The sequence below is a fragment of the Mesorhizobium huakuii genome (assembly GCF_014189455.1).
GTDB lineage: Bacteria > Pseudomonadota > Alphaproteobacteria > Rhizobiales > Rhizobiaceae > Mesorhizobium > Mesorhizobium huakuii_A.
The window spans coordinates 5,147,000-5,165,575 of sequence record NZ_CP050296.1; the positions used below are offsets into that span (position 1 = coordinate 5,147,000).

General features: G+C 62.6%; 16 protein-coding genes and 1 pseudogene. 6 read left to right on the forward strand and 11 right to left on the reverse strand.

Features of this window, described 5'->3' with window-relative positions; genetic code table 11:
- Positions 1-24 precede the first annotated feature (24 nt).
- Together HB778_RS24720 and HB778_RS24725 are read left to right on the forward strand one after the other, a co-directional pair.
- Positions 25-2,331, forward strand: a complete 2,307-nt coding sequence (locus tag HB778_RS24720; RefSeq protein ID WP_183457729.1) for a xanthine dehydrogenase family protein molybdopterin-binding subunit — start codon at positions 25-27, stop codon at positions 2,329-2,331.
- Positions 2,328-3,293 (forward strand): DMT family transporter, encoded by a 966-nt coding sequence (locus HB778_RS24725; protein WP_183457731.1) that lies wholly within the window; start codon positions 2,328-2,330, stop codon positions 3,291-3,293. The genes HB778_RS24720 and HB778_RS24725 overlap by 4 nt, the downstream gene beginning before the upstream one ends.
- Here the strand turns inward: HB778_RS24725 and HB778_RS24730 are convergent, their stop codons facing one another.
- From HB778_RS24730 to HB778_RS24740, 3 genes are all read right to left on the reverse strand, one after another.
- Positions 3,294-4,106 carry a helix-turn-helix domain-containing protein gene (locus HB778_RS24730; RefSeq protein WP_183457733.1) on the reverse strand — a complete coding sequence of 271 codons (813 nt, stop codon included), beginning with the start codon at positions 4,104-4,106 and terminating at the stop codon, positions 3,294-3,296.
- A 154-nt stretch (positions 4,107-4,260) separates the two neighbouring features.
- The gene (locus HB778_RS24735) at positions 4,261-5,133 is read right to left on the reverse strand and encodes a uracil-DNA glycosylase (RefSeq protein WP_183457735.1); all 873 of its coding nucleotides are present in this window, start codon (positions 5,131-5,133) and stop codon (positions 4,261-4,263) included.
- A 51-nt stretch (positions 5,134-5,184) separates the two neighbouring features.
- Positions 5,185-5,829: a hypothetical protein gene (locus tag HB778_RS24740; protein WP_183457737.1), complete on the reverse strand. Its 645-nt coding sequence runs from the start codon at positions 5,827-5,829 to the stop codon at positions 5,185-5,187.
- Positions 5,830-6,048: 219 nt separating this feature from the next.
- Here HB778_RS24740 and HB778_RS24745 point away from each other — a divergent pair.
- Positions 6,049-7,727, forward strand: a pseudogene (locus HB778_RS24745) (electron transfer flavoprotein-ubiquinone oxidoreductase).
- 136 nt (positions 7,728-7,863) lie between these two features.
- The gene (locus tag HB778_RS24750) at positions 7,864-8,460 is read left to right on the forward strand and encodes a DUF922 domain-containing Zn-dependent protease (RefSeq protein WP_183457739.1); all 597 of its coding nucleotides are present in this window, start codon (positions 7,864-7,866) and stop codon (positions 8,458-8,460) included.
- A 37-nt stretch (positions 8,461-8,497) separates the two neighbouring features.
- Here the strand turns inward: HB778_RS24750 and HB778_RS24755 are convergent, their stop codons facing one another.
- The 5 genes from HB778_RS24755 to HB778_RS24775 form a co-directional block, all read right to left on the reverse strand.
- Complete coding sequence (locus HB778_RS24755; RefSeq protein WP_244662002.1) at positions 8,498-9,508, reverse strand: endonuclease/exonuclease/phosphatase family protein; 1,011 nt, start codon at positions 9,506-9,508, stop codon at positions 8,498-8,500.
- 132 nt (positions 9,509-9,640) lie between these two features.
- Complete coding sequence (locus tag HB778_RS24760; protein ID WP_244661603.1) at positions 9,641-11,101, reverse strand: AMP nucleosidase; 1,461 nt, start codon at positions 11,099-11,101, stop codon at positions 9,641-9,643.
- A 116-nt stretch (positions 11,102-11,217) separates the two neighbouring features.
- A complete protein-coding gene (locus HB778_RS24765) occupies positions 11,218-11,412 on the reverse strand; it encodes a hypothetical protein (RefSeq protein ID WP_095203188.1) in 195 nt (64 codons plus the stop codon).
- Between the two features lie 39 nt (positions 11,413-11,451).
- Positions 11,452-11,604, reverse strand: coding sequence for a hypothetical protein (locus HB778_RS24770; RefSeq protein ID WP_183457745.1), 153 nt, complete (start codon positions 11,602-11,604; stop codon positions 11,452-11,454).
- A gap of 224 nt (positions 11,605-11,828) precedes the next feature.
- Entirely contained in the window at positions 11,829-12,170 is a 342-nt protein-coding gene (locus HB778_RS24775; protein ID WP_095203189.1) for a DUF2147 domain-containing protein, read from the reverse strand.
- 438 nt (positions 12,171-12,608) lie between these two features.
- Between HB778_RS24775 and HB778_RS24780 the strand changes: the two genes are divergently transcribed.
- On the forward strand, positions 12,609-12,875 hold the full coding sequence (locus HB778_RS24780; RefSeq protein WP_010915070.1) for a sel1 repeat family protein: 267 nt from the start codon (positions 12,609-12,611) through the stop codon (positions 12,873-12,875).
- Positions 12,876-13,342: 467 nt separating this feature from the next.
- The gene (locus tag HB778_RS24785) at positions 13,343-14,422 is read left to right on the forward strand and encodes a branched-chain amino acid ABC transporter substrate-binding protein (RefSeq protein WP_183465215.1); all 1,080 of its coding nucleotides are present in this window, start codon (positions 13,343-13,345) and stop codon (positions 14,420-14,422) included.
- Positions 14,423-14,493: 71 nt separating this feature from the next.
- Here HB778_RS24785 and HB778_RS24790 read toward each other — a convergent pair whose 3' ends face one another.
- From HB778_RS24790 to HB778_RS24800, 3 genes are read right to left on the reverse strand one after another with little or no spacing between them, the layout of a single operon-like run.
- Positions 14,494-15,432: a Csu type fimbrial protein gene (locus HB778_RS24790; protein WP_183457746.1), complete on the reverse strand. Its 939-nt coding sequence runs from the start codon at positions 15,430-15,432 to the stop codon at positions 14,494-14,496.
- A gap of 14 nt (positions 15,433-15,446) precedes the next feature.
- Positions 15,447-17,870 carry a fimbria/pilus outer membrane usher protein gene (locus HB778_RS24795; RefSeq protein ID WP_183457761.1) on the reverse strand — a complete coding sequence of 808 codons (2,424 nt, stop codon included), beginning with the start codon at positions 17,868-17,870 and terminating at the stop codon, positions 15,447-15,449.
- The gene (locus HB778_RS24800) at positions 17,842-18,558 is read right to left on the reverse strand and encodes a fimbrial biogenesis chaperone (RefSeq protein WP_183457763.1); all 717 of its coding nucleotides are present in this window, start codon (positions 18,556-18,558) and stop codon (positions 17,842-17,844) included. Before HB778_RS24800 ends, HB778_RS24795 begins: the two co-directional genes overlap by 29 nt.
- Between the last annotated feature and the right edge of the window lie 18 nt (positions 18,559-18,576).

Sequence of the window (18,576 nt, forward strand, 5' to 3'; positions counted from 1 at the left end):
TCTCCACACCCTCACGAGGCAGCCATGACCGTCGTCACACCGAAATTCGGCATGGGCGCTTCCGTGCTGCGGCGCGAGGATGCGGCCTTCATCCAGGGGCTGGGCCGCTATACCGATGATATCCAGCCGGCCGGCGTCCTGCACGGCTATGTCCTGCGCTCGCCGGTCGCCAAGGCGAGCTTCAGCATCGGCTCGACGGAGGCGGCGACGGCGGCACCCGGCGTCCATCTCGTTCTGACCGGCAAGGACCTCACCCATCTCGGCGATCTCAAGTCCGGCGTCATGCAGGCGCAGCCGGATGGCACCAAGGCGCCGACGCGCGACATCCCGATCCTGTGTCGGGACCGCGTCAACTATGTTGGCGACGCCGTGGCCTTCGTCGTCGCCGACAGCCGCGCTCTGGCGCAGGATGCCGCCGAACTGATCGATGTCGACTATGACGGTGAGGATGCCGCCTCCGGCACGGCGACGGCACTTGCCGAAGGCACACCGCTGGTCTGGCCGGAACTCGGCTCCAACCGCGCTTTCACCTACCATATGGGCGACAGGAAAAAGACGGACGCCGCTTTCGCCAGGGCCGCTCACGTCAGCCGCATCGAATTCGTCAACAACCGGCTGGTCTGCAATTACATGGAGCCGCGCTCGGCGATCGGCGAATGGAATGTCGGGGAAAACCGCTTCGTGCTGACCACGGGGTCTCAAGGCGTGCATTCCATGCAGTACATCCTGGCCAGCCTGTTCAAGATCAAGAAGGACCAGTTGCGCGTCATCACGCCCGATGTCGGCGGCGGCTTTGGGCCGAAAAGCTTCGTCTACCGCGAATATCCGCTGGTGCTCGAGGCGGCGAAACGGCTTGGCCGTCCGGTGAAATGGGCCGGCGATCGTACGGAACATTTTTTGACCGACGCGCAAGGCCGCGACAATGCCGTGACAGCCGAAATGGCGCTCGACAAGGATGGCCGCTTCCTCGGCATGAGGGTGAACCTGCTCGCCAATATCGGCGCCTATGTCTCGCAATACGGCCCGTTCATTCCCTATATCGGCGTCACCATGTCGACCGGCGTCTATGACATCCAGGCACTCGATGTCACGGTGACCGGCCTCTATACCAATACCTGTCCGGTCGACGCCTATCGCGGCGCCGGCAGGCCCGAAGCGGCGTTCCTGCTGGAAAAGCTGGTCGATGCCTGCGCCCATGATCTCGGCCTGCCGGTCGAAGAGATCCGGCGCCGCAACTTCATCCGGCCCGAACATTTTCCCTATCGAACGCAGACCGGTCGTCTCTACGACACCGGCGAATTCGAAGGCCATATGGACCGCGCCATAGAACGGTCGGAGTGGAAGGCGTTTCCACAGCGGCTGGAACAGTCGAAGACAGGCGGCAAGATCCGCGGCATCGGCATGGCGACCTATATCGAAGCCTGTGCCTTTCCAGGCTCCGAACCGGCCTTCGTCGAGCTCAATGGCGACGGCACGGTGACGTTGAAGATCGGCACTCAGACCAACGGGCAGGGGCATGCCACCGCCTACGCGCAGTTCCTGTCTGAGAAGCTCAATCTCGACATCGACAAGATCCACGTCCGCCAGGGCGACACCGACGAGTTGAAGGCGGGCGGCGGCACCGGCGGCTCGCGCTCCATTCCGCTGGGCGGTGTATCGGCTTCCCGTGCGGGCGAGGATCTGGCCAACAAGATCAAGCGCATCGCCGCCGACGAGCTGGAAGCTTCGGCCGGCGACATCGAACTGTCCGATGGCATTGCCCGCATCGTCGGCACCGACCGCACGATCGATTTTTCAGCCATCGCCAGGGCGGCGAAAAGCCCCGACGATCTCAAAGGGTTCGGCGAGTTCGTCCAGGACGAGTGCACTTATCCGAACGGCACTCACATCTGCGAGGTCGAGATCGATCCCGACACCGGCACGACCGACATTGTCCGCTACACCATCGTCGATGATTTCGGCGTCACGGTGAACCCGATCCTGCTCGCGGGCCAGGTGCATGGCGGCGTCGTGCAAGGCATCGGCCAGGCGTTGACCGAGGACACCATCTATGGCGAGGATGGGCAACTCTTGACGGCGAGCTTCATGGACTACGCCATGCCGCGCGCCGACAATTTCCCGTTCTTCCATTTCGAGACCCGCAACGTGCCGTCGACCACCAATGCATTGGGCATCAAGGGCGCAGGCGAGGCCGGCACCATCGGCTCGACGCCGGCGGCGCTCAATGCCGTCACCGATGCGCTGTGGCGCGCCTATGGCATCAGGCATATCGAAATGCCGGCGACGCCGGCGCGCATCTGGGCCGCGATCAGGGACGTATCGTCAACGTGACATCAGGGACCCGGCCTGAACCAGAAACGACCAGCGGCCACGGCACGCTAAGGGGCATCGCGCTGAAGATCGTCTCGGTGGCGGTCTTCGTGGGCATGCAAACCTGCATCAAGGCCGCCGGCGATGTGCCGGCCGGGCAGATCGTCTTCTTCCGCTCCTTCTTCGCCATCTTCCCGATCATTGCCTTCCTGGCATTGAAGGGACAGCTGGCGACGGCATTCGTCACGAAACGTCCCTTCAACCATGTCGCGCGCGGCGTCGTCGGCGTTGGCGCCATGGGGCTGGGCTTCTTCGCGCTGACCAGGCTGCCGCTGCCGGAGGCGATCACCCTGAACTACGCGCAGCCGTTGCTGGTCGTGGTGTTCTCCTCCGTCTTCCTAGGCGAGACGATCCGCGTCTATCGCTGGAGCGCGGTCGCCGTCGGCCTTATTGGCGTGCTCATCATTTCCTGGCCGGAACTGACTCTGCTCAACTCGGATGAAGCGCTCGACGACCAGGAGGTCCTGGGCGTCATGGCCGCGCTGGTGGCGGCGGCGATCTCGGCTGTCGCCATGCTGCTTGTGCGCAATCTCGTGCAGACGGAGAAGACGGCGACCATCGTGTTGTGGTTCTCGTCGACGGCGAGCGTGCTCTCGCTGCTGACGCTGCCTTTCGGCTGGCAATCGCTGATGCCGGCGCAAGCCGCGCTGCTCGTCATGGCCGGCTTCTGCGGCGGCCTCGGTCAGATCCTGATGACCTCGGCCTATCGCCATGCCGAGGCCTCGGTGGTGGCGCCGTTCGAATACACCTCGATGATCCTCGGTGTCGTCGTCGGCTATTTCATTTTCGGCGATGTGACCTCGCTCAACACGCTGATTGGTGGTGCGATCGTGGTGGCCGCCGGCGTCTTCATCATCTGGCGCGAGCGGCAACTCGGCCTGGAACGCACCCGAACGCGCAAGGTGACGCTGCCGCAAGGCTGATCAGGACCGTTCCGACCGCTCCTTCGCCACCCGCACCAGCACCGCGCGAGTCAGCTCGTCGGCCGGGAAAAAGGACTCGATCGCCAGTTCCGACAAGGTCACGTCGAGCGGCGTACCGAACACGGTGATGGTGCTGATGAACGACAGCACCTGATCGCCATGGGCGAGGCGCAGCGGATGCACGATCGCATTCGGCTCGACGGGCGTTGGCCTGTTGCCCTTGAGGCCGGAAGGGTAGCTGCGCAACTCATGCTCCAGTTCGACCAGCACCGGATCGCCGCTGGCATCGTTCTGGTGCTTGAGACGTTCGAGCAGATGCGTGCGCCATTCCGCGAGGTTGACGATGCGCGGTGCGACGCCGCCGGGGTGCAGGCTGAGGCGAAGCACGTTGACCGGTGGCGCCAGCAGCGAGGCCTCGCTGACATCGGCGAGGAACGGAGCAATCGCGGCATTCGCCGAAACCAGGTTCCAGTGCCGGTCTACCGCCAGTGCCGGGAAGGGTTCGTGCCCTTTGAGCACGATCTCGACCGCCGCCATCGCCGGCGCCAGCGTCGTGTCGGAGAGCGACCGTTCGCTGAAGCTCGGCGCAAACCCTGCCGCCAGCAGCAACTGGTTGCGCTGCCTCAGCGGGATCGCCAACTGCTCCGCCAGATGCAGCACCATGTCGCGCGAGGGCGCAGCGCGCCCGCTCTCGACAAAGCTCAGATGCCGCTGCGAGATTTCGGCTTCCATCGCGAGATCGAGCTGGCTCATGCGGCGGCGCGTGCGCCATTCACGGATGAGACTGCCGGCGGAAATTTGGGACGTTGTCATGGCGCCATGACTAGGGTGGCGAGAGGCGTATTTCAATTACCTGCGAGGTTATCGCTAGAGCATGATCCCGAAAAGTGGGACCGGTTTTCGGAAAAGATCATGCTCCAACAAAGAGTTAGATCGAGATGACGATTCAACTAAACGTCATCTCGATCTAGGACAGCGACCGCAGCTTTGTCTTGACCTCGAGAAAATCCCGCCATGCCAGCTTCTTGTGCGCCGGCGTCCGCAGCAGATAGGCCGGATGCAGCGTCGGCATGGCCGGAATGGCGATGCCGGAAGCGGTGGTGTGGACGCGCCAGTTGCCGCGCAGCCGCAAAATACCTTCCGAAGTGTTGAGCAAGGTCTTGGCCGACGGGCCGCCGAGATTGACCAGCACCTTGGGATTGACCAGCTCGATCTGCCGCTCGATGAACGGCCGGCAGATTTCGGTCTCGTGCGGCGTTGGCGTGCGGTTGCCCGGCGGCCGCCAGGGAATGACGTTGGCAATGTAGACCGAGGTGCGGTCGAGCCCGATCGCGGCCAGCATGCGGTCGAGCAGCCGGCCCGAGCGGCCGACGAACGGTAGCCCCTCAATGTCCTCGTCGCGGCCCGGCGCTTCGCCCACCAACATGACCGCAGCCTCCGGGTTACCGTCGGCGAACACCAGGTTCTTGGCGGTGGCCTTGAGATTGCAGCCGTCGAATGCCGCCATGTGCTGGCGCAACTCGTCCAGGGTTGTTGCCGTTGTCGCCAACTGGCGCGCAAGTGCTGCCTGGGCTTCGTCCGGCACGGCGGCGACCGATGAACGCGCCGGCGCGTCCGGCACCCGGCTCGCATCCAACCCGGACGATGCCGCGGGCCGCTCCGGCGTCTTGTCTTCGCGAGGCGGCGCCGCCGCTGCCGGTGCACGCTCGACGGGCCTCGGCGCCGCCTCGGCGAAGCGGTTGACAGGGGCGTCTTCCAGCGCCTCATCGACGCCGGCGCTGGCATAGAACGCCAGGATGTCGGCAATATCGGTCGGGCTTGTGGGGGAGGCGGCAGTCATGGCGCGCACATTCGTCCGCACGGCTGCAATTTGCAAGACCGGCTGCTTGCCCTATCCGGTCGGGATGCGCGGATCCTGCACCAGATAGAAGGTCCATCGTGGCGTGTAATCGGTCATCAGAAACTCGAAGCTTACGGTCTTCAGCGGGTCGACCTTGCCGTTCTTGAACAGCAACCGGTCATAGGGTTCGAAGTCGCGGTCGAAGTCGGCGAAATTGCTCGACCAGATATTTTCGGGCGTCTTGTTGCGCTGGTCGAAGGAAAGCCCGTCTCCAAAAACGCTGGGCTGATCGAGTATCTCCTGAAGCTCGAACTGGAACTCGATCCAGGCCTGGCCGCTGTTGTTGAGCACGTCGATGCGCATATACATGATGCCATTGGCGAACTCGCCCGCCTTGCCGAATGTCTCGATCGGCTTTGTGGTGCGGATGGTCAGCGTCACGGGTGTCGCCGAATTCAATTCTTCGGTGATGACCAGCGGATCGTCCTTGGTTCCGATGCCGGAGGCTCCGGTGATGCGGAAGCCGCCAAGCTCGTCGGAGAAGGAGTAGGCGCCTGTCGCCCAGACTTTCACCTCGTCCGCGGCGGCGTGCCCTGGTGCCGACGTCATAAGGGCCAGAAGAATCGCCCGGCAGGCCCGGCCGGGCGACAAAAGAAAGCGCGTCGAAGGAAAGCCGGCTGGCCCAGGAATGCGCATGGCGGGAAGTATGGCCGATAAGCAAGCCGCCGAACAATTAAAAAACGCAAGCGCGGCGGTCTCGCCGGGCACGAACGGCTGCCCTGCCGCAGGATGCGCGACTTTTTGGCCAAATCCGCATTGTCACGTATGCGCCGGTTTCCTGTCGCCAATTGATGCGCTATGCAGCGCAGAAGCCAGCAAGATACGCAACAGCGGCAAGCCAGTGCGGAGGGGTTGATGAGCGATATCGAACGCGAAAGCATGGAATTCGACGTGGTCATCGTCGGTGCCGGTCCGGCCGGCCTTGCCGCGCCATCCGCCTCAAGCAGGTCAATCCCGAGCTTTCCGTCGTCGTGCTGGAAAAGGGCGGCGAGGTCGGCGCCCATATCCTCTCCGGCGCCGTCGTCGATCCGATCGGCATCGACCGGCTTCTGCCCGGTTGGCGCGAGGAGGAGGGCCATCCTTTCAAGACGCCGGTCACGGCGGATCATTTCCTGGTCCTCGGCCCCGCCGGCTCGTTCCGCCTGCCCAACATTCTGATGCCGCCGCTGATGAACAATCACGGCAACTACATCGTCTCGCTCGGCAATGTCTGCCGCTGGCTGGCCACCAAGGCCGAGGCGCTGGGCGTCGAGATCTATCCGGGTTTTGCCGCCGCTGGCCTGCTCTACAATGAAGAAGGCGCCGTCACCGGCGTCGTCACCGGCGATATGGGCGTCGAGAAGGACGGCACGCACGGCCCGGGCTTCGCACCGGGCATGGCGCTGATGGGCAAATATGTGCTGATCGGCGAAGGCGCGCGCGGCTCGCTCGCCAAGCAGTTGATCGCCAAATACAAGCTTTCCGATGGCCGCGAGCCCGGTAAATACGGCATCGGCCTCAAGGAGCTTTGGCAGGTCAAGCCGGAGAACCACCGGCCGGGCCTTGTGCAGCATTCCTTCGGCTGGCCGCTCGACATGAAGACCGGCGGCGGCTCGTTCCTCTACCATCTCGAGGACAACCAGGTGGCGGTCGGCTTCGTCCTCCATCTCAATTACAAGAATCCCTGGCTGTCGCCCTTCGAGGAATTCCAACGCTTCAAGACCCATCCGGCGATCCGCGGCACCTTCGAAGGCGCCAAGCGCCTGGGCTATGGTGCGCGCGCCATCACCGAGGGTGGCTGGCAGTCGGTGCCGAAATTGTCCTTCCCCGGCGGCGCGCTGATGGGCTGCGCGGCGGGCTTCGTCAACGTGCCGCGCATCAAGGGCTCGCACAATGCGGTGCTCTCCGGCATGCTGGCGGCCGAGCATGTCGCCGAAGCGATCGGCGCTGGCCGCGCCAATGACGAGCTTACGTCCTACGAGCAAGCCTGGCGCGCGACCGACATCGGCAAGGATTTGAAGAAGGTGCGCAACGTCAAGCCGTTGTGGTCGCGCTTCGGCACCATCGTCGGCGTTGGCCTTGGCGGCCTCGATATGTGGCTGAACACGCTGTTCGGCGTCTCGCCCTTCGGCACGCTGAAGCACGGCAAGGCCGACTATGCCACACTCGAGCCCGCCGCCCAGCACAAGAAGATCGCCTATCCGAAGCCCGATGGCGTGCTGACCTTCGACCGCCTGTCCTCGGTGTTCCTGTCTAATACCAACCATGAGGAAAACGAGCCGGTCCACCTGCTGGTCGGCGACATGGCCTTGCAGCAGCGCTCCGAGCACGATGTCTTCGCCGGACCTTCGACACGCTATTGCCCGGCTGGCGTCTATGAATGGGTCGACAAGGACGGCAATGCCGCCGCTGATCCTGCGGCGAAGGATGTGCGCTTCGTCATCAACGCGCAGAACTGCGTCCACTGCAAGACCTGCGACATCAAGGACCCAAACCAGAACATCAACTGGGTGCCGCCGCAGGGCGGCGAAGGTCCGGTCTACCAGGGCATGTGACCTCGCGCGGCCGGGCGGTTCAGGTCTCTGCAGTAAAAATGCAGGTGAGGGCTGGCCGTGAGGTCACGCAGGCCGGTAGAACCGTTGAAACGGCCACCGGTCTATGGTTCCTATCTCCAGGGATAAGGAGAAGGCCATGCGCCGGACGGTTCTGACATGCCTCGTCGCCATCGGGGCGCTGTGTGCGCCAGAGGCTTTGGCCGGCACCAGGGCTGTCGTCCAGACGCGGACCTACGACATTACGGGAAGCTCGGGCGCCGCCCTCGTCGACGCGATGGACAGCAAAGGCCCCAGGCACGGCTTCATGACGCATGCCATCGCCACCACGGCCTATACCGTCGACTGGAACCTCAACGCCACTGAAGGCAACGGCTTCTGCCGGATGCGGCGGATCAATGGGACGCTCAACCTTTCCTACACCTTCCCTCGCCTTGCTTCGCCCGCGGCGCCGGAGCTGAAGAGGCGCTGGGGCAGGTTTTTCGCCGGTGTTCGCGCCCATGAGGAAACACATGGGCGCATCGCCAGGGAGATGATGCGCGCTACGGAAAGGTCGATAACCGGCCTGCGGATCGCCAACGACCCGTCTTGCTACAAGACGCGCCGCGAAGCTCAGCTTCGCATCAAGGCTGTCTATGCCGAATATGAGGCCAATCAAAACGCCTTCGATCGGCGCGAGCACAGCAAGGGCGGCCATGTCGAGCATCTGATCGCTGCCTTGATCAAAAAACCATGAACGAGTGATCCGCTCAGCGCCGACGCGCGGGCTTCGCTCAGCCGTGAGGCTTGGCTGACAAGCCGCTCGCCGCGAGCGCTGTGGCGTGGTCATTCTCAGGCTGCTTGTCGCTAAGGCGAAGCGTGAACTCGACCAGCACCGGCAGATGGTCTGAGCCGGTATCCTCCAGCCGCGCCGAAGACAGGATGGTCAGCCCGCCCTTGCTGAACACCTGGTCGATCGGCAGGCCTGCATAGCGGCGCAGGACGTCGGGCAGTGTTCGATGGATCCAGGTTGGGCCGGCCGAAGGCATAAGTGTCAGCCCGCCGAGCGCCGCGACCCGCCGCACCGCCGCACTCCACGGCACGGCGTTGCAATCGCCGGCCATGATCGCGGTCTCGCCCAGCCCGGCCAATGTTTGCGCCAGTTCGCCGATCTGCCAGTATTGCTCCTTCGGCCACGGCCAGCTCAAATGGATCGCGGCGACATCGACGCCGATCCCGCCGAAGTCGACGGTCGCGGTCGCCATCGCGCCACGCGGTTCGCAGCGCGGTGTCGTGCCGGCCAAAAAGGGCCGGCGCGACAGCAGCGCCACCCCGAACATGCCGTTCGGGTAAGGGCACAGGATACGGTAGGGGTAGGCGCTGGTGATGGTGCCAAGCTCTGTCGTCCACATGCCAGACACTTCGTCGAGGGTGATCACGTCCGGGTTGGTGCGGCCGATCAGGGAGAGCACTTTTTTCGGTGTCGGGTTATTGAAGCGCAGGTTCATCTGCAGCAAGCTGTAGACAGCCTGATCTGCGGGCTTGGCAACCGCCGGCTGCGGCCAAAGCCTCGGCAGCGCGCTTGCCGTGGTGGCCAGGCAGGCGATGGCAAAGACCAGCCCCGCTGCCGCCTGCAGCCGAAACGAACTGGCGAGCAGCGGCAGTGCCAGAAGCGCCATGAGCACGCTGAAGTGCATGCGGAAATGCGAGAAGGAATCGAACGCCGGATGCAGCGTGCCGAAGAACCCGGCCAACAGCGCCGCCGACAGTGCCGTCATCGCCAGGAATGCCAACCCAGCCGTCATATTCAAGCGCGCGCCTGTCATCATTGAGGTCGTGTCTGCCGAATGCCGCCTGACGATCCGTTCGACCTGCTTATCGGCCAAAATGCGGCCTGAGCAAGACGACGATTTGCCTCGCCGAGGCTTGGCGAGCGCCTACTGGAACGCTGTCTCCGAAAAGCTCCGGAGCTTGCGCGAATGCAGCCGCTCCATCGGCATCTCGGCCAGCTTCTCCATTGCCCTGATGCCGATGGTCAGGTGCTGCGCCACTTGGCGCTTGTAGAACTCGGTCGCCATGCCAGGCAGTTTCAACTCGCCATGCAGCGGCTTGTCGGAAACGCATAGCAGCGTGCCGTAGGGTACGCGGAAGCGGAAGCCATTGGCGGCGATCGTCGCCGATTCCATGTCGAGCGCGATGGCGCGGGACTGCGACAGGCGCTGAACCGGTCCGCGCTGGTCGCGCAGTTCCCAGTTGCGGTTGTCGATGGTGGCGACGGTGCCGGTCCGCATGATGCGCTTCAGATCGTAGCCGGACAGGCCGGTGACTTCGGCAACCGCTTCCTGCAGCGCGACCTGGATCTCGGCCAGCGGCGGGATCGGCACCCAGACCGGAAGATCGTCGTCCAGCACATGGTCCTCGCGCACATAGGCATGCGCCAGCACATAGTCGCCGAGCGCCTGGGTGTTGCGCAGCCCGGCGCAATGGCCAAGCATCACCCATGCGTGCGGTCTCAGCACGGCGATATGGTCGGTGATCGTCTTGGCGTTGGAAGGGCCAACACCGATGTTGACCATGGTGATGCCGCCATGGTTCGGCTTTTTCAGGTGATAGGCCGGCATCTGCGGCAGGCGCTGCGGTCCAACACCTTCGCTGGGCGCGCTTTGTCCGGCCTTGGTCACGACATTACCCGGTTCGACGAATTCCGTATAACCGCCGCCGCCCTTCTCCATCAGGTCGCGGGCGCGGGCAACGAACTCGTCGATGTAGAACTGATAGTTGGTGAACAGCACGAAGTTCTGGAAATGCTGCGGGCTGGTGGCGGTGTAATGGGTCATGCGGTGCAGCGAATAGTCGATGCGCTGCGCCGTGAACGGCGCCAGCGGTCTTGGTTCGCCGAAGGCCACTTCGAACGTGCCGTTGGCAATCTGGTCGTCGGTGCCGTCGAGATCCGGCACGTCGAACAGGTCGCGGATCGGCCGCTTGATGCGCTCCGCGGCGGCCCCGTCGACGTAAGCTCCCTCCAGGAAGGCGAAATGCAGCGGAATGGGCGTGGTCGATTCTGAAACCGTGACCGCGACACCGTGGTTGCGCATGATCAGGCGCAGCTGTTCGATCAGGTACCGCTCGAACAGCCGCGGCTGCGTGATCGTGGTGGCGAAATGGCCGGGCGTTGGCATATGGCCATAGGCCTGTCGCGAGTCGACCTGGGTGAACGAACTCGTGGTGACGCCGATCTCGGGATAGAAGGCGCGGTAGCGTTTGCTGCTGTCGCCGCCGGCGGCAAGCGCCGCAAAGGAGTCACGCAGGAACTTGGTGTTGCGGTCGTAAAGCCGCTGCAGCGCCGCAACGGCTTTTTCGGCGCTGTCAAAGCTTTGCCGGCCAAAAGGCTCCGGCATGACGACTGATTCGATGGCTTGGGGATAGATTCGCTTTTCCATGGCTCAATATAGAGACTTGGACGAGCGGTTGGGAGGGGTGTCGCTGTCGAAGGCGCCCAAAGCGCCATTTTTCTTTATCCGCGCTGCAGGCTGACCAGCAGAACGAAACCCACGCCTGAATTCCTCAGGGCCGGCGCCTCGATCGTCGAGCCGGCGTCGGCGCGCATCATCGGCACGGCCAGAACCGGCGCTGAAAGAGCCACCAGGACGAGCGCTGCCCGCGGCAGGAGCCGAAGGGTCTGGAGGGTATTGGCAGCGATACGGTTCATGGCTTTTGCTTTTCTCGTTGGATCTGTGTCTTTGTCGCTTCAGCGGCGAAAATGGTTCACGCAACCGAATTGGCAGGAACTGGCTTGGTCCCAGGAGCGGGGGGAACGGCCCGCTTCAGCGACGAGGATGGCGAAGAACATTCCAAACAGGCTCATCAGCAGGCAGACGATGGTGAAGCGGCGAGCAAGCATTGGGTCGTGTCTCCTTCAACACGCGAGAGAATGCCGCAACGCCTCTGAACCGGCTCTGATGCCGGCGTTCATCTGCGGTTCAAATTGATTGACGGGATCCGACCGGGTCGCCGCGAGCCCGGATGGCCACTGCCAGCAGGGCAAGAGCATCAGGGTTCGACGTGCCGCTGAAACGAAAACGGGGCCCGCTGGGCCCCGTCGTCAGGTCACAAGGATATGGTCGATCAGAGCCTGTGCCAGGTCTGGCTCTTGCAGATCAGTCCGCCGAGCACGCATCCGCTCATCTTGAGCGAGGTGCCCGCCAATGTCGCCTTGCCCGAATAGGTCTTGTCGTTCGCCGGATCAGTGATGCTGCCGGCATATTTGTTGTCGCCGGTCGCTTTCAGCGAGCCGATGGTCTTGCCGGCATATTTTCCTGATTTGAGCGTGATGGAAAACGAGCCGCTGCCTGAAATGGCGGCGGTGTCGCCGGCTTGCGTCTTCCAGTTGCCCTCGATCGGATCGGCCCATGCCGCACCCGCCATGATCAATGTGGCTGCAAGAGCCAGGCTCACTTTTCGAAACATGTCTTGCTCCCTTTGGATAGCCGGCCGAATTCTCCGCCTCGCCGGTCTGCCGCTTACGCAAACGTAAGCTAATCCAGCTCCCGGCAAAACAAAAGTCGTGCCGCAACGGAAGACTTTGGGATTTTGAAAGCGCCCGAATCCGCCTTGTCGACAAGGAAATGAAAACGACCGGTGCATCGTGTTTGTTTCCCGTGGTTAGCGGAGTGTTGATTCCGCCCGCGAAAATTTTCGTCAAATTTGGCGCAAATCGGCTGAATTGCTGGCTTCGTATCCTTAACGAATTTCGGCGTTTACCTCTTGTTTTAGCTTTGTTTTCTTCAAATTAAGCACGCCATTTAACGACGGATTCAAGCCTCGCCGGCATTCTCGAAAGCATCGAAAGAGCGGCCCGGACAAGACAAACGGAGGCAGCTCTCGGGAGCCAGACAGGGGACTAAAATGGCACGTTTTGAAATGCTTGAAGCAGGTTTCGGCGCCATGGGGGCAACTGCCCAGGCCGACATTCTTTTCGAACTGGGCATGATGTATGCGACCGGCCGCGACTGCGAGACCGACGTGGTCGCCGCCCACAAATGGTTCAACATCGCCGCCATCAAGGGTTCGGCCCGCGCCGCGGAACTGCGCTCGGAACTGTCGGCGGCCATGTCGAAGGTCGAGATCGCCAAGGCGCTGCGCGAAGCCCGCGAATGGATGACCATGCACTAAAGTTCCGGCAGACGGGGACGCTCCGGCCAAGACCGCTCGAAGACGGTCGGGCCAACAGGGATAAGGCTGCGCAGACAGCCAGGCCACAGGCCATCGACAACAAGAATGCGGCAGGCGGGATAGGCCAAGCTGCACGACGGACATGATCCCGAAAGCGGAATCCGGTTTTCGGACAGGCAGGGAAGACAGGGAAGGCAACGTTGGGGTTCGTGGCGCGGGGGCGCTGGGGAAACAGCCCGACAGGCAAAAAAGCCACGACCAGCCGGAACAAGGCTGGCGTGGCTTTTTTGCTTGAATGGCGCCTCGCAGGCCCAATCGAGTGGCGCCAATGCGCCTAGACAGGCCCAATGAAGGATGAAATTGTCCCGCCTCTCTGGAAGAAGCGCGGCCGGGGCGGCCGCGCGTGAGTGGAGGAGTTCTATTGCTATGAAAAAATCAGTATTTTGAGCGCGGCCATTTTCGGCCTGATGATGAGTGCGCCGGTCGCATTCGCCGACGACATCACCGTTTCGGTGGTCGGCCCGATGACCGGACAGCTCGCCACCATCGGCGATCAGTTCAAGCAGGGCGCACAGGCCGCCGCCGATGCCATCAACGCCGCGGGCGGTGTCAACGGCTCGATGATCAAGCTCGACATCGAGGACGACCAGTGCGACCCCAAACAGGCCGTGTCGGTCGCCAACCGCATCGTCGCCAACGGCGTCAAGTTCATCGACGGTCATGCCTGCTCGGGCTCGAGCATTCCGGCCTCGGCGGTCTATGCCGAAGCCGGTTCGCTGATGATGAGCCCGGCTTCCTCGAACCCGGTGCTGACCGACGCGGCCGCCAAGGCCGGCTGGCCGACCATCATGCGCCTCTATACGCGTGACGACGCGCAGGGCGCCTTTATCGGCCCGTGGATCGCCAAGAAGTATGCCGGCAAGAACGTCGTCATCCTGCACGACAAGAGCGCCTACGGTCAGGGCGTCGCTGATGCCGTCAGGGCAACCATGAACACTGGTGGCCTCAAGGAAGTCTACTATGACGCCATCAATCCTGGCGAGAAGGACTATTCGGCGCTTGTTACCAAGCTCAAGGATCTCAAGGCCGACGTCGTCTATTTCGGCGGCTACCACCCTGAAGCCGGTTTGATCTTGCGTCAGTCGGCCGAACAGAACCTGAAGTTCCAGCTGATCATGCCGGACTCGATTGCCTCGCCGGAATTCTGGCAGGTTGCCGGCCCGGCCGGCGAAGGCACGATGTTCGTCTTCCCGTCGGACCCGCAGGCAAAACCGGAAGCCAAGGCGGCTGTCGAGAAGATCAAGGCCGGCGGCTTCGTGCCGGAAGGCTTCACGCTGTTCTCTTACGCCGTTGTCCAGGCTTTCGCCGAAGGCATCAAGCGTGCCGGCAGCGACGATCCGGCCAAGGTTGCCGAAGCATTGAAGAACGGCACGCCGATCAGCACTGTCGTCGGCGACGTCACCTTCGACGAAAAGGGCGACCTCAAGAACGCCAGCTACGACATTAACCAGTGGCATGACGGCAAGTACGCGCCGATCGCGCAGTAATCGCCGACATCATCTAGCGGCATTGCAGCGCCGCGCGTTCTTCTGGACGCGCGGCGCTCTGATGCAGCGGCCTAATAGGTCACGGTAACGACAACGGTATCGGTATAGACGCCGGCAGAGGGTGTCGTTTGCGCGGGAACACGGCCGTAGATGGTGAGATTTTGCGCCGCACCGCTGCCGCCTCCCGCAACCGTACTGCCTGGCGTCGCTGCGTCGCCCCACACCTGGCTGCGTGCGTTATCCTTGTAGAGACCGTAGGTTACGGTTTCCACGCCCTTGGACATCTTGCGCGCGGTTGGCGCCGAACCAGTCGTTCCGTTGCTGAGCGACACTGTATAGGGCGTGCCCGGGGTGCAGGTGATGGAAACCCCGCCAGTCGCATCGACATTGGCGCCCAGAACGCCGTTTGATCCGAAATCGATGTTCTGGATTGCCAGCAGACAATTGGCCGGAACGATCGCGTTGATCGTGAATGTGGGTCTGTCGACGGAGCCTGCACTGGTGCTGCAATCGTTGCTGAGAGTGGCTCGATAGCGGAACTCGACGTGGCTCCCGGAAAATGTGGAGAGATAGGCCGACGGCACCGCGGTCGCCTGTCCACCCAATACCGCGCCATAGATCGTCTGGCTGGCCGAACCGCTGCCGAGCGCGTTCAGCGTCAGCGCAAAGCCCGGCGCCGTCGGCGGATACGGCCACGCATAGGAGCCCCACACCACCGAGCGCGCGGAATCCGAATAGAGCTGGTAGTCGAGATGATTGGCGCCGCTCAGCATTTGACGAGCAGAAGCCGTCGCGCCGCCGCTGCCCGTACCCAGATTTGGACAGATGAGGATGCGCTGCAACAACAATCCGGAGCAGTTTACGCTGAGCGTGGCTGTTGAATTGGTCGGTGAACCGGAAAGCGTGTCGACCGATCCGAAATTCATCGCCGATACGCCAAAGCTGCAGCTTTGGGCCCAGCCAACGGTCGGCAAGAGCAGGGCGGCCAACAGCATAGCGAAACGCAGCATTGTTCGTCCTCGCCTCAAGAACAGATGACCTGCTTTATGACCACCTGTTGGCCGGGTACCGCTCGATAGGCGAATTCAGCTCGACACGAGCTGCCATCCGGCAATTCAATGGCCACGGCATTTTGTCGGTGGAGGGTGCGGACATAGGCCTCGCCGTCATAGCCGATCACGAATTCCTCGTCGGCGCCCTCGACACGGCCCTTGGCGCCGACGGCGATCGGCGTGCCTTTGCTGTCGACCAGGGAGACAAGCGCCGCATCGGCAGCCTTTGAGACGCCGAAATCCAGGACGACGCCACTTCGACCAGCCGGCACGACGATTTTGCGTGTCTCCGGCACATCGGCATCGACCGGCAAGTTCCTTGGATCAATCGAAATGGTATTGTCTTCGTAGGAGTTCAGATCGGGAACCAGGATCTTTCCCTGCCGGTTGCTGACGCCGACCCGCCTGTTCTGGTGCTGGACTTCCACGCCAGCAACACCGACATCGACAACCGCGAACGCGTCGTTGATGTGGTTGGTGGCAAAAACGCCGCCGCCGGCGACGGCGATTGCCCCATCGACCTCTGCGGTTCCGCGAACGCTCTTGTCGAATTGCTGGATGCCGGCCTCTACGCGCGCCCATGGTGAACGGTAGCTGACGGCCGCAGACCGGTTGGGTGTGCCGCCCTCGGACGTCCTGGCACGCCAGCCGATGCTGCCGTTCTCCAGCCGTTCGGACTTGGCGATATCGGCGACCACCGACACGCCGTCGGGGCCGCCTGCGACCCCGGTTGAGGCGGTGACATCACCGCCGAGCGGTACGGAGATGCCCGCAAACACGCCAAAACTGTTTTTGTCGTCAAGGTCGGTGAAGGCGGTGGCATAGAAGCTGCTGTCCTTGAACACTGTTTGGCTGTACGAAACGCCGACGATCTGGCTGCTCTCTCCATCGGCGCTCTTAAGGTGCGCGTAGGAGAGGTTGAGGTTTGAAAAATCAAGCGGCATCGGCACGCTCAGCGTTACCTGGTCGAGCGCGCGAGGAACGCCGGCTGTGAAGATCGGGAACTCGTTCGGACCCGGTACAGCATTGATTTCGGCGGTGACCGATGCAATGTCCTCGTAGTCCCCCAACGCGCGCTGCATGCGGCCATAGAGCGACCACCCATCGTAGCTCAGCTCAAGCGAGGCGTTGACGAGCGCGCCCGTCTGGCCATTGTGACGACTGCCGGCCGCAGCAATGGAGGCTGCGCCGAAATAGCTGAGCGGAAACGCTATGCCGGCGCCGCCATTCACAAGATCTTCGCCGCCTTCGACGTGGCCTTCCAGTGTCAGCCGGTTGGTCAGCCCATAGCGCGCGCTTGCCGAGCCATAAATGCCGCCGTCATAATCATACGATTCGACACCGAAATTGCGTCGCGGAGAGCCGACCTCGGCGGAGAAGTCGAGCAGGCCCCGTTTCAGTAGCATGCTGGAATTGTAGAATGGCAACGTCACGGTGGTTTCGCGGCCGAGGCTGTCGCGCAGGACAATCTGGGCTTGGCCAGCTCCGGTGAATATTGGCAGGTTTGTCACCTGAAACGGCCCGGCCGGGACGTCGCTGGTATAGGTCCGCACATTCTGCGTATAGACTTCGAGCGTGGAGGGGACAGCAGCTGTTCCCGAGAAGCTCGGAAGCGGCAAGGTGACGAGATCGGAACGCAAGGAAAAATTGCGCTGGACCTGAAAGCCGCCGAGATACACCGGCCTTGTCCATGCCAGCCCACCCGAGACGAAGTCACCCGCCTTGTAGGTCAGCAACCGCTCGGGATCGGAATAACTCCAGGTCGTGTTCAGCCGGGTGAAGCCGTCAAGTTCGCCGTCTGACAGGCTAACGATAAAGCCTTGGCTCAACGTTCCATAAGGGCTGAAAAGCCGCGCATCGAAACCGCCTGAGACGCCACTAAAGAGCTGCAAGGTAGGATCCTTCAGATCGTTGATGCTGGCGAACAGGGAGTAGTTCAGCACGCCGCCAAAGCCGGATTGCGGCTCGAGCCTGTCCTGCTTACCCCGCGGAGCGATGTCGATGACGTGGGCGGAGCGTGCCGCATTGGTGGCCGTCACATAGAGACGTTGGGTCGCTTCATCGATACGATAGGAGACGTCAGGGAGCCGATCGACCCGCACTAGGTGATCGGCACCCATCGCACTTTCGACAGGTTGCAGCCCAACCTGCTGCAATTCGTCTGGCGTAGAAGCCAGGCCGCCATCCGACAGCTGCCTGAAAGCGCCGATCAACCCGGTCGAGACATCGTTGACGAAGACTTCCAGATACAGATCGCGGCCGTCGGCTGGAGCCGCCGCGGAGCCTGTTGCCGCGGGGGTCGGCAACACATCTTGTGCTTTGACCTGCATGGTGGAAAATGCGGCCACGACAGCGGCGATCGCGACCCTACTGGCCCTTGATCGAAACGTTGGCATCGAACGGTCCAAAATCGCTCTGGGCCGACAGCGAAACCGCTCCGCCCGAAAGCGTCTTCCCCGCGATCGGCCATTGCATGGTCGCACCGCCGAGCACATAGCCGACAAGACCGTTGCGGTTGCCGAGTTTTCGCCCGCTCTGCGTCAGCGTCAAATCGGACAATCTCAAGCGACTTTCGCCGGTGTTTTTTGCTGTCAGGAGCAGCCCGCGCCCCTTGCCGGAGAGGCTCCAGGAAACATTTGGAGCAGCCGCGTCGGGATTGCGAAAGAACACCGGAACCGAATAGCGCAGGACCAGACTGACGGTACCGGCCCTCTTTCTCGACGGATCAGGAAGTTCGTCGATGATCACACGATAGCTTTCCTCGCCTGCAACGGCTGATTTCGATGCCCGCACAACCCGCACCAGATAGTCGGCGCCGGGGCCAAGCTTCGCAGCCGGGGGACTGGCAACAACATCACTGGTCGGCTCGAGCCGTTCGATGCCGCCCTCTTGAGTCCAGCGAAACACTCTTATCTGTACGTTGATGGGCCGTTTCGCCTCGTTGCGCAGGGTCAAGACCGCCGCGCTGTCCGGCGCGATCATCTCGATGCTGGTCGGCGCCACCCGAAGCGACGCTGCTTGCGCCAAACCGGCCGCGAGGAGCAAAAGCGCGATCGCGCTAATGCTTTTGAGCATGGAACGCATGGCGTCCTCCGTGTTTGA

What these genes read in the sequence shown, in the direction of transcription:
- HB778_RS24720 (WP_183457729.1), top strand. Translation starts at nt 25, where the DNA reads ATGACCGTCGTCACACCGAAATTCGGCATGGGCGCTTCCGTGCTGCGG.
- HB778_RS24730 (WP_183457733.1), bottom strand. Translation starts at nt 4,106, where the DNA reads ATGACAACGTCCCAAATTTCCGCCGGCAGTCTCATCCGTGAATGGCGC.
- HB778_RS24735 (WP_183457735.1), bottom strand. Translation starts at nt 5,133, where the DNA reads ATGACTGCCGCCTCCCCCACAAGCCCGACCGATATTGCCGACATCCTG.
- HB778_RS24740 (WP_183457737.1), bottom strand. Translation starts at nt 5,829, where the DNA reads ATGCGCATTCCTGGGCCAGCCGGCTTTCCTTCGACGCGCTTTCTTTTG.
- HB778_RS24750 (WP_183457739.1), top strand. Translation starts at nt 7,864, where the DNA reads ATGCGCCGGACGGTTCTGACATGCCTCGTCGCCATCGGGGCGCTGTGT.
- HB778_RS24755 (WP_244662002.1), bottom strand. Translation starts at nt 9,508, where the DNA reads ATGACGGCTGGGTTGGCATTCCTGGCGATGACGGCACTGTCGGCGGCG.
- HB778_RS24760 (WP_244661603.1), bottom strand. Translation starts at nt 11,101, where the DNA reads ATGCCGGAGCCTTTTGGCCGGCAAAGCTTTGACAGCGCCGAAAAAGCC.
- HB778_RS24765 (WP_095203188.1), bottom strand. Translation starts at nt 11,412, where the DNA reads ATGAACCGTATCGCTGCCAATACCCTCCAGACCCTTCGGCTCCTGCCG.
- HB778_RS24770 (WP_183457745.1), bottom strand. Translation starts at nt 11,604, where the DNA reads ATGCTTGCTCGCCGCTTCACCATCGTCTGCCTGCTGATGAGCCTGTTT.
- HB778_RS24775 (WP_095203189.1), bottom strand. Translation starts at nt 12,170, where the DNA reads ATGTTTCGAAAAGTGAGCCTGGCTCTTGCAGCCACATTGATCATGGCG.
- HB778_RS24780 (WP_010915070.1), top strand. Translation starts at nt 12,609, where the DNA reads ATGGCACGTTTTGAAATGCTTGAAGCAGGTTTCGGCGCCATGGGGGCA.
- HB778_RS24785 (WP_183465215.1), top strand. Translation starts at nt 13,343, where the DNA reads ATGATGAGTGCGCCGGTCGCATTCGCCGACGACATCACCGTTTCGGTG.
- HB778_RS24790 (WP_183457746.1), bottom strand. Translation starts at nt 15,432, where the DNA reads ATGCTGCGTTTCGCTATGCTGTTGGCCGCCCTGCTCTTGCCGACCGTT.
- HB778_RS24795 (WP_183457761.1), bottom strand. Translation starts at nt 17,870, where the DNA reads ATGCCAACGTTTCGATCAAGGGCCAGTAGGGTCGCGATCGCCGCTGTC.
- HB778_RS24800 (WP_183457763.1), bottom strand. Translation starts at nt 18,558, where the DNA reads ATGCGTTCCATGCTCAAAAGCATTAGCGCGATCGCGCTTTTGCTCCTC.